The sequence below is a fragment of the Streptomyces sp. 13-12-16 genome (assembly GCF_002114215.1).
In the GTDB taxonomy this organism is placed as follows: Bacteria; Actinomycetota; Actinomycetes; order Streptomycetales; family Streptomycetaceae; genus Streptomyces.
This window is the reverse complement of record NZ_NCTE01001042.1, coordinates 1-1607: the sequence shown is the minus strand read 5'-3', so window position 1 is coordinate 1607 and position 1607 is coordinate 1. Positions and strand designations below refer to the sequence as shown.

The window sequence follows — 1607 nt, the reverse complement described above, 5'->3', positions numbered from 1 at the left end:
CGACGACGGCGCGCCGCTCCAGGGTGGCCCGGCGGGTCACGAGGGACAGGGCGACGTCGGCGGGCGTGAGGCCGGGGTGCGCGTCGAGGTGGGCGAGGAGGGCACGGGCCTGGCCGCGCAGGGCGGCGTCGCTGCGGGCGGACAGGATCCAGGGCAGCGGGCGGTCGGCGCGGGTCTCCCGCGCGTCGTCGCCGTCGGTGTCCGCCTCGTCCGCGTGCTCCGGGTCGGCCGGGGCCTGTTCGAGGACGACGTGGGCGTTGGTGCCGCTGATGCCGAAGGAGGACACGGCGGCGCGCAGGGGCCGGGGGGTGGCCGGTTCGGGCCACTCGGTGGCCTCGGTGAGGACGCTGACGGCGCCGGCGGACCAGTCGACGTGCGGGGTGGGTGCGTCGACGTGCAGGCTCTTGGGCAGCAGGCCGTGCCGCAGGGCGAGGACCATCTTCATGACGCCGGCGACGCCCGCGGCGGCCTGGGTGTGTCCGATGTTCGACTTGACGGAGCCGAGCAGCAGCGGCCGTGCGGGGTCGCGGTCCTGGCCGTAGGTGGCGAGGAGCGCCTGGGCCTCGATGGGGTCGCCGAGGCGGGTGCCGGTGCCGTGCGCCTCGACGGCGTCGACCTCGGAGGCGCCGACGCCGGCGTCGGCCAGGGCCTGGCGGATGACGCGCTGCTGGGCGGGGCCGTTGGGGGCGGTGAGGCCGTTGGAGGCGCCGTCCTGGTTGACCGCGGAGCCGCGGACGACGGCGAGGACCTGGTGGCCGTTGCGGCGTGCGTCGGAGAGCCGCTCGACGAGGATCAGGCCGACGCCCTCGGAGAAGCCGGTGCCGTCGGCTCCGGCGGCGAACGGCTTGCAGCGGCCGTCGGCGGCCAGGCCGCGCTGGCGGGAGAAGTCGACGATGATCTCCGGCGAGGACATCACGGTGACACCGCCGGCCAGGGCCATGGCGCACTCGCCGCGGCGCAGTGCCTGGAGTGCCAGATGGAGGGCGACGAGGGAGGAGGAGCAGGCGGTGTCGACGGTGACGGCCGGCCCCTCCAGGCCGAAGGTGTAGGCGACGCGTCCGGAGACGACGCTGTTGGCGTTGCCGTTGTTGACGTATCCGGCGACGTCGTCGGGGACGTGGGTGACGCGCTTGAGGTAGTCGCTGGAGGACAGGCCGGCGAAGACGCCGGTGCGGCTGCCGCGCACCGACCGGGGGTCGATGCCGGCGCGTTCGAACGTCTCCCAGGCGGTCTCGAGGAGCAGGCGCTGCTGCGGGTCCATGGCGAGGGCCTCGCGCGGGGAGATCCCGAAGAAGTCGGCGTCGAAGTCGGCGGCGTCGTGCAGGAAGCCGCCCTCGCGGGTGCGGGAGGTGACCTGGTCGCCGGGCAGGGCGTCGTAGAGGCCGTCGAGGTCCCAGCCGCGGTCGCCGGGGAACGCGCCGATGGCGTCGGCGCCGTCGGCGAGGAGCCGCCACAGGTCCTCCGGGGAGCGCACCCCGCCGGGGAGGCGGCAGGCCATGCCGACGATCGCGACCGGCTCGTCCCCCTGGGTGTCGGCCGGGAGGGGGGCCGGGGCGGCGGGCACGGGGGCGGGGGCGGCTCCGGAGAGTTCGCCGTCGAGGTGGGCG

At 76.1% G+C, this 1607-nt stretch carries 1 protein-coding gene; it reads right to left on the bottom strand.

Annotated elements, in window-relative coordinates; genetic code table 11:
* Positions 1-1607 (bottom strand): type I polyketide synthase (locus tag B7767_RS34885; RefSeq protein WP_143652795.1); only part of this gene is annotated, 1607 nt, incomplete at both ends.